Source organism: Microbispora sp. CSR-4, assembly GCF_008033685.1.
GTDB lineage: Bacteria > Actinomycetota > Actinomycetes > Streptosporangiales > Streptosporangiaceae > Microbispora.
Window position 1 is genome coordinate 1 of the sequence record NZ_VJVX01000117.1, and the last position, 7,515, is coordinate 7,515.

The following is a 7,515-nucleotide window of genomic DNA, read 5'->3' on the forward strand; positions in this document are numbered from 1 at the left end:
GCAGCACGATAGAACAGCACCCGAAGCTCCTGGCGATGACGGTGATGGTTGTGGTGATCAACCCGTCTACCAGGAGCTTCGCCACATCATGAGGAAAACCCGAGCATCGCGATCATGCTGTGACCGGCTTAGCCGCCCGGCGGATGAAAAACGTTCTTTGCATTACGGAAACGGGGAGCGTGAGCGAGGGACAGTGGCCGATCAGCTTGTGCGCTGGGAGATCGACGGCGAGTCCGTCATCGTGGAGACCGGCGAGGAAATCGCGGACACATGGGCTCCTGCGGGAGCCTGCGGCGAGCGGGTCGTGTACCAGTCGGCGGAAGGCCTCAAAAAGGCCCTGCACGGGGTCCGGGACGCGGCGAGGACGGCGCTGGCCGCCTTTCGCGACTTTCCCGAGGGCCCCCAGGAGGTCGAGGTCGAATTCGGTGTGAAGCTAGCCACCGAGGCAGGTGCGATTATCGCCAAAAGTGCCGCAGAGGGACATTTGACCGTAAAGCTGAAGTGGATTGAGAAACCGGCTGATTCCGGACGCGAGTAGTCAATGACGCACAGTTGGCACGCCCGTGTCGACGGCACGAGAAATGGCAGGCGCGTGACCGGAGCCGGCCTGCTGGTCGATGCCCGTCACGTACTCACGTGCGCCCATGTGGTCAGCGGCTGCTCGAGCATCCGCGTCAGCTTCGTCCAGGCCGACCGGCCGGACCTTCAGGATCTGCCCGCCGACCTCGGCTGCGCTGGCCCATGGCGGCAGCCCGGCGACCCGGGGGACGTTGCGGTGCTCAGCCTCGCCGCCGACGTCGCGATCGAGCCGGCCAGGCTGTCTCTCCGGGTTCCGGCGTGGGCCGAATTCGCGGTGCACGGCTTCCCTCCGGACGCCGGGCCGTTCGGCGCCGTCATGCGGCTGCGGACCGGCTCGGCCTCCGGCATCGGGGAATGGCTCCATGTGGAAGCGGCCACCGGTCACGCCGAGACGCCTCGTGCCGGATTCAGCGGCGCTGGCGTGTTCGACGAGGTCACCGGCCACGTCTATGGCATGATCAGCGACGCGTCAGCGAGCCAGGACCGTCGCACCGGACGCATGATCCCGCTGACCGAGGTGCGCAAATACTGGGAGGACCTCGACGACCTCCTCGATCTCGGCTGGCTCGGCGGCGAGGCCCGCCGGAAGCTACGGTCGATTCTGCGCCGCATCGACACGGACGCCAACCTGACCGAACTCGTCGAGGCGGAGTTCCATCCGGCGATCGCACCGCCCGTGTTCCGGTCCGTGTGGCACGCGACCCGGTATGTCGCCGAGGATCTCTACGACGACGACCGCCTGGGCAGGTTCCTCCAGGCGCTCATCTCGAAAACGTCCGGCGGCCCAGCCGTGAAAGCGCTGCGGGTCTGGATGGACCGGCATCTCGAGCCTCCCGCGTCACGGCCCGGGATCTCTTCCATCGTCATCCGGCTCGACACGAAGACCAAGGGCGGCTACGAACTCAGCTTCTCCCATTTCATCGACGACAAACCCTATCCGGGGGGGCGCGCCGACGACGGTGACCCGCAAGAGGTTCCGTAAGGAGGTGGAGTCGGCGCTGAACTCTCTGATGGCGAGGATCAGCAGAGCCGGCCGGGACGACCCACTGATCGAGTTCGTGCTGCCGCGCTCGCTGATCCTCAGCGAGCATGTGGACGAGTGGTACGCGTGCCGGGAAGAGGAGATCCCGATAGCGACCTATCGTGTGGTGGTCCGGGACGTCGCACGTCTCGGTAACTACATTCTCCAGGATCAGTGGAGGAACCGCTTCAAGCATCTCCACCGTACGGTCAAGATTGAAAAGGCCGACTGCTCCCTTCTTGATCCGGACGAGTTCTACCGGCGGCTCCTCAGCGATAAGGATGCATGCGTGATCGTCTATTCCGGTGTGCCCGACAGCACCATACTGCACAAGGGCCTCAACGCCGGGGTGCCGGTGATGGTGTGGCCTCGGTCCTCCTGCAAAGGGGCTGCTCCCGGCGAGTGCCCGTACGGGTCGTTGGACGCCTTCGCGACGCTGATAGATGCGAACGGCTATCACGAGTTGCCGGAAGTAGTGCGCCGTTTGCGCTTCGACCCCACGCACGCCCACTGCGGGCCGCGGCTCACTCTCATCTGGGACGACCCCACGCGAATTCCCGATCCGCCCACTTTCGTGGAGGAGTAGCGCATGGCGGACTGGTACGTCTACACCGGCGTTCCCGACGCGAAAAGCGACATCGGGAGGCTGCCACCCCCGCCACCGTGGCGGGACTTCAAGGGCGTGGTGCCGGATGATACCGGGGAGCTCCCGGAGATCGACCCGACGCACGAGCACCAGGCCAGGAGTTACCGGCCGGATCCCGGCGCGGTCGAGCAGGTGAACGCCGCGCTCTACCTTCGCAGGCCGCTGCTGGTGACCGGCAGACCCGGCACGGGCAAGTCCACCCTCGCGCACGCCGTCGCTCGGGAACTTCGACTCGGGCCGGTCCTGTACTGGGCGATCACGAGCAGGGTCACGCTCGCCGACGGCCTGTACAGCTACGACCCGCTCACCCGCCTGTACGACAGGGAGAGCGGGCGGGCGCACGCCGACGCCGACGACGACGAGATCGGCAAATACATCCGCCTCGGACCGCTCGGGACCGCTCTGCTGCCCGCGTGCAGGCCGCGGGTCCTGCTCATCGACGAGATCGACAAGAGCGACATCGACCTGCCCAACGACCTGCTCACGATCTTCGAGGAGGGGCGGTACGAGATCCCGGAGCTCGCGCGCCAGAAACGGCGGACGCACCGGGTCTCGACCGCCGATGGCAGGACCGCATCGGTGACGGACGGTGTGATCGGCTGCCGGGCCTTCCCGCTGGTCATCATGACCAGCAACGGCGAGCGAGAGTTTCCCGCCGCGTTCCTACGTCGATGCGTGAGGCTGGCGCTGCCCGAGCCGGACCGCGACAAGCTGAGGGAGATCGTCAGAGCGCAACTCGGCGAGCTGAGCGACGAGAGCGAGGACTTGATTCAACTGTTCCTCTCTCGGAAGACGGAGGGTCAGCTGGCCACCGATCAACTACTCCACGCGATCTATCTGACCCACCACGCGGCGCGGGACCACGGGGTCGACCGCCTGGCTTTGGCCGAACGGCTCATGCCGCATCTGAACTCCGGCGTCGCCGACGATGACGATTGACCGGCTGAGCGACGTTCTTTCCCGGACCGGCCTGGATATGTCGGCCCAGGAACTGTCCGACGTGCTGTGGCTCGCCGCGCATCTGTCTCCCGAATCAGATTCTGTGGATGTATCTGGCCGCACGGCTGCACACCCTTCTCTCGAAGCACCGGCTGATCCGCACTCGGCCACATCGTGGACGGCCGAGACGGCGCCGGAGACTGCGACGACGGAGTTCGCCCTGGGATTGGAGCTACCCGCCGATGATCCCAGCGGGGATGTTCACCGGATCCAGGTCCCGGACGCGCCGATGGTCAGGCATAGTCTGCCGATCCAGCGCGCTCTGCGCCCTCTCAAACGGACCGTCCCGTCACGCGTCCGGAACGTCATGAACGAGGCCGCCACCGCCGCGGAGATCGCGCGGACGGGCCGGTGGATCCCGGTGATGAGAGGTGCTCCGGAACGCTGGCTTGACCTGGCGCTGGTCGTGGACACCGGACCTACCATGCGGCCCTGGCATCCTATGGTCGGCGAACTGAGAGCCGTTCTCGGCCAGGTCGGCGCCTTCCGTGACATTCACGTCTCATATCTCGTCGGCGACCGAATCGCTCTCGGCCCGGACGCCTCCCCGGGCAGCCCGGCGGCCCTGGTCGATCCGACCGGTCGGCGCGTCGTGCTCGTACTGACCGACTGTTCCGGGCGGCACTGGTGGGAGGGCACGGCACAGCCCGTGGTGCAAATGTGGGCCCGGCGCAACGCGACAGCTGTTCTGCAGCCGCTTCCCGAGAGGCTGTGGCGGCGGACCGCTGTTCCGGTGATCCCCGGCCTCGCTGCGCAAGGCAAGCCGTGCGGCCCCAACACCACTCTCCATTTCCGCCCTTTCGAGGAGACCCCGCCGGCGAGTGGAATCCCGTTGCCCGTGGTCGAGCTGGATCCCGCCTGGATCGGCGACTGGGCTCGCCTCGTCGCCGGAGGTGACACGGTGGCCACGGCCATGACGTACGTCTCGGCACGCCCTCGCTCGTTGGCGCAAAGGGTGGACGAGGAGCGGTCCATCGACCTCGAGGACCGAGTGCTGCGCTTCCGCGCCACCGCCTCTCCTGAGGCGGTGCGGCTGGCCGGCTACGTCGCCGTATCCACGCCAGCGCTTCCCGTCATGAGACATCTTCAACGGGCGCTGCTGCCCCGATCCAGACCTCAGCATCTCGCGGAGGTGCTGCTCAGCGGCCTGTTTCGGCATGTGAGTGGAGATCATTACGAATTCATTGACGAACGGGCCCGGATGGCGGCGCTACAGCTGCTGCCTCGCTCGGAGGCGTGGCACGCGGCCGACGTCCTCAACCGGCTGTCCACCGGCATCCAGGCGAGTGTCGCCACTGCCGCGGCGACCTTCGGCGCGGTGCTCGGCGAAGAACCGGACGCTGTCACCTCTTCACGATCCGATAGAGGGCGTCCTTTCGCCTTTCTGAATGCGGAAGTGCTGCGAAGCCTGAGCGACCTGGACATCCCCCCGCGCCGAGCAGAGACCCGGTTCACCGGCGCGCCCGCCTCCACGTCGCCCCGGACGACGCCTGCCATCACCCACCTTCCGTCGTCCGTGCAGGCCACTCCGGCTTCCGCCTCTCACAGCATCTGTATGTGGGGCACGCCTGGCAGCGGCAAGACGACCTTCCTGGCCGCCCTGTCGATTGCCCTGATGCGCCGGAAGGACAACTGGAAAATCGTAGGTTCCGACCCCACCTCCAACGATTACCTCGTCCAAAGGAAAAGGGCGCTGCTGCATGAAAGGGTCTTCCCCGAGGCGAGCAGCGTCCTGGAGCAGTACCACTGGATGCTGATCGGCCCCGGCGCGGAACAGAGCAGGTGGTGGAGTCGTAAGCCGAAGATCGGCCCCGAGCGTCGGATCCGTGTCAGCATGATCGACGCACCCGGGGGTCTTTTCGCTGCGGAAGAGCCTGCCGACGGAGGGCTAACCGATTCGCGCCAACGGGAGCTGCTGGACAACCTGGCTCAGAGCCGGGGCATCCTCTTCCTCTTCGACCCTGTTCGGGAATTCGAGATCGGAGATGCCTTCGACCATCTGCATGCATCGCTCACCCGGCTCGCCGAACGGATGCTCGCCGCCGGCGAGGTGAGGGATGGGAAGCTTCCGCACCATATCGCGGTCTGCATTACCAAGTTCGACGATCGCCGAGTGTTCGACACGGCAGTGGATCGTCACCTGGTCAGCGTCGAGCCCGACGATCCGTACGGCTTTCCGCGGGTGAGCGACGAGGACGCCCGGACGCTGTTCCACGCATTGTGCCAAATTTCGCGGAGCGGTACTGCTGATCTGGTTTTCGCCGCCCTCGAAAGATTCTTCCATCTTGAGCGTATCCAGTTCTTCGTCACCTCATCCATCGGGTTCTTCGTCGACAGGAGCACGAATGTCTTCGACTGGGACGACTCGCAAAATCTCCTGGCCGACGGGGACCACCTATCCCTGCGCATACGAGGAGAGGCTCATCCGATCAATGTCGCGGAGCCGGTGCTGTGGCTTGGCCAGGCGCTCACAACGACCGGGAAGTAGAGCCGATCAGCCCTGGTAGAAGGTCAGATCCACGCCGGAGACGGTGTGCTGGACGCAGGTGAACCCGCCCAGGCCCGCCTGCGCGGCGACCGCCTCGCTCAGGCAGACGACGCCGGGAGCGGCGAGGTCCTGAGCCATCTTCGACGCTTGATTCACCGGCGCTCCGGCCACGTCGCGGCCTCCGTCCGGCGTCCGCCCGGACAGCACCGGCCCGCTGTCCAGCCCGATGCGGCAGGTCATCCCGGCCTCGGCCAGGGCGGCGCGCAACTCCAGGGCGAAGGGCACGGCGGCGCCGGGGTCATCGAACAGGTAGATGGCCAGCGGACCGGCGACCTTGACCTCGACGGCGCCCTCCGCGGGCAGGAGGCGCAGCCCGATCTCCCGCATGCGGGCCGACAGGTCCAGCCCGGTCAGGAGCGCCACCTCGGGTACGTCGGCCGCCGCCCCGGGCTCGCCGCGCTCGGCCAGGACCACCGTCCGTTCTCGCAGGTGCTTTGCCGCGAGCGCCGCGGCCGACCCGGCGTCGCGGGGATCGAAGCGCAACAGGTCCTCGTAGAAGGCGGCCGGATAGGGGATGGGATACCACCCGCCGTCGGTCGCCGCGTCGCCGGCGCGCGGCCCGTCGAGCACGCGATAGACCGCGCCCAGGAGCCTGGCCTGCCCATCGTGCGCGTCCTTGCGGCGCAGGACGAAGCCATGCCCGTCCTTGCGGCGCAGGACGAAGCCGTGGCCGGCCGGCAGCCGCTCGGCCACCGCCTCGGTGACCACGATCTCGCCGCCCTCGGTGTGGTTCTCCACGAGGTGCTCGACCGCGTCGGCCTCGGCGCCGTACAGTCCGCCGTCCAGGTCGTAGTAGTCGCCGTGGTGGACGCCGATGCCGACGCGGATCCCGCAGGTGCGCCCGATCTCGTCCTGCGCTCGCAGCAGGGCCGACAGCAGCGTCCCCGCGTCGGTCGTCGCGGGATGGAACAGTTGCGCGTTGTCCGCCGCCCAGACGCCCATCGCCCGGCCGCCCACGCCGATCCCGTACGCGTGCAGGACGCGTTTCGGGCCGTCGATGAGCGCCAGCACCTCCAGCAGGCCGAGGCTGCGGCTCAGCCTGGTCAGCCCGGCCGAGTCGGACACCACGCTGTATCCGGTCGTGACGTGCGCGCCGAGCAGCCGCCGGGCGTCGGCGGCGGTACGGCCGCTCGCCCTCCACCGCTCCACCAGCGTCAGCGGCAGCCCCGGGGCCGCGTCCCTTGCGAGGTCGAAGGCGCCCGGCTCCTCCCCGGTCGTGGGAGTGTCAGTGGTCACACAGGATGGCTACTCATCGATATCAGCCGTCGAGGAGCGTTTGCGTTCCAAAGTTGGAGCGCCCGTCAGGACGAGCTGGCGATGGGAGTTCGTACCGATCTCCAGGGCCGACCGCGGTTCCTCATCCGTGGGCGCAGTAGCGCCGGGGCAGGCACCCGACTCGTCCAAGAGTCCGCACCCGCGACGCTCGGCGGCGCGTTCCCAGTCTTCACGGATGGGGCCCGTACTTGACAGCCCTGAAGACTCTGCGACAGCCCGGAAGGCTCTGCGAGCACGTCTCCGGGCGGGACGTCGTATCGGGCGGCACCTCCCGGTTGGGGCTCCATATTTGCCCAGGTCAGGGTTTGATTCGATGGTGTGTTCGAGGTAGGCTTGGGGCAGCCGTTGCAGGTGAGCCTAGCTGGCGGGCCGTTGGCCATACGCCGTGTGTTGAGCCGAGTCTGTTGAAGGAAGTCCCGGTCCGGGCGGTCGGGAAACCGTTGTTTG

General features: G+C 67.3%; 6 protein-coding genes. 5 read left to right on the plus strand and 1 reads right to left on the minus strand.

Annotated features, from left to right (window positions below; translation table 11 throughout):
- Positions 1–193 precede the first annotated feature (193 nt).
- The 5 genes from FLV34_RS38410 to FLV34_RS43065 are packed head-to-tail and all read left to right on the plus strand — an operon-like array spanning position 194 to position 5,733.
- Positions 194–538 (plus strand): CU044_2847 family protein, encoded by a 345-nt coding sequence (locus FLV34_RS38410; protein ID WP_142648254.1) that lies wholly within the window; start codon positions 194–196, stop codon positions 536–538.
- 54 nt (positions 539–592) lie between these two features.
- A complete protein-coding gene (locus tag FLV34_RS38415) occupies positions 593–1,561 on the plus strand; it encodes a trypsin-like peptidase domain-containing protein (RefSeq protein ID WP_187280857.1) in 969 nt (322 codons plus the stop codon).
- Between the two features lie 4 nt (positions 1,562–1,565).
- On the plus strand, positions 1,566–2,186 hold the full coding sequence (locus FLV34_RS38420; protein WP_147945500.1) for a hypothetical protein: 621 nt from the start codon (positions 1,566–1,568) through the stop codon (positions 2,184–2,186).
- A 3-nt stretch (positions 2,187–2,189) separates the two neighbouring features.
- Positions 2,190–3,185, plus strand: coding sequence for a MoxR family ATPase (locus FLV34_RS38425; protein ID WP_142648252.1), 996 nt, complete (start codon positions 2,190–2,192; stop codon positions 3,183–3,185).
- A complete protein-coding gene (locus tag FLV34_RS43065; protein ID WP_261986069.1) occupies positions 3,175–5,733 on the plus strand; it encodes an SAV_2336 N-terminal domain-related protein in 2,559 nt (852 codons plus the stop codon). The genes FLV34_RS38425 and FLV34_RS43065 overlap by 11 nt, the downstream gene beginning before the upstream one ends.
- 6 nt (positions 5,734–5,739) lie before the next feature.
- On the opposite strand, the gene FLV34_RS38435 is transcribed toward FLV34_RS43065, so the two are convergent.
- The gene (locus FLV34_RS38435; RefSeq protein WP_147945501.1) at positions 5,740–7,029 is read right to left on the minus strand and encodes a family 3 adenylate cyclase; all 1,290 of its coding nucleotides are present in this window, start codon (positions 7,027–7,029) and stop codon (positions 5,740–5,742) included.
- Between the last annotated feature and the right edge of the window lie 486 nt (positions 7,030–7,515).

Coding starts and splice junctions, on each gene's coding strand:
- FLV34_RS38425 (WP_142648252.1), top strand. CDS start 2,190: ATGGCGGACTGGTACGTCTACACCGGCGTTCCCGACGCGAAAAGCGAC.
- FLV34_RS43065 (WP_261986069.1), top strand. CDS start 3,175: ATGACGATTGACCGGCTGAGCGACGTTCTTTCCCGGACCGGCCTGGAT.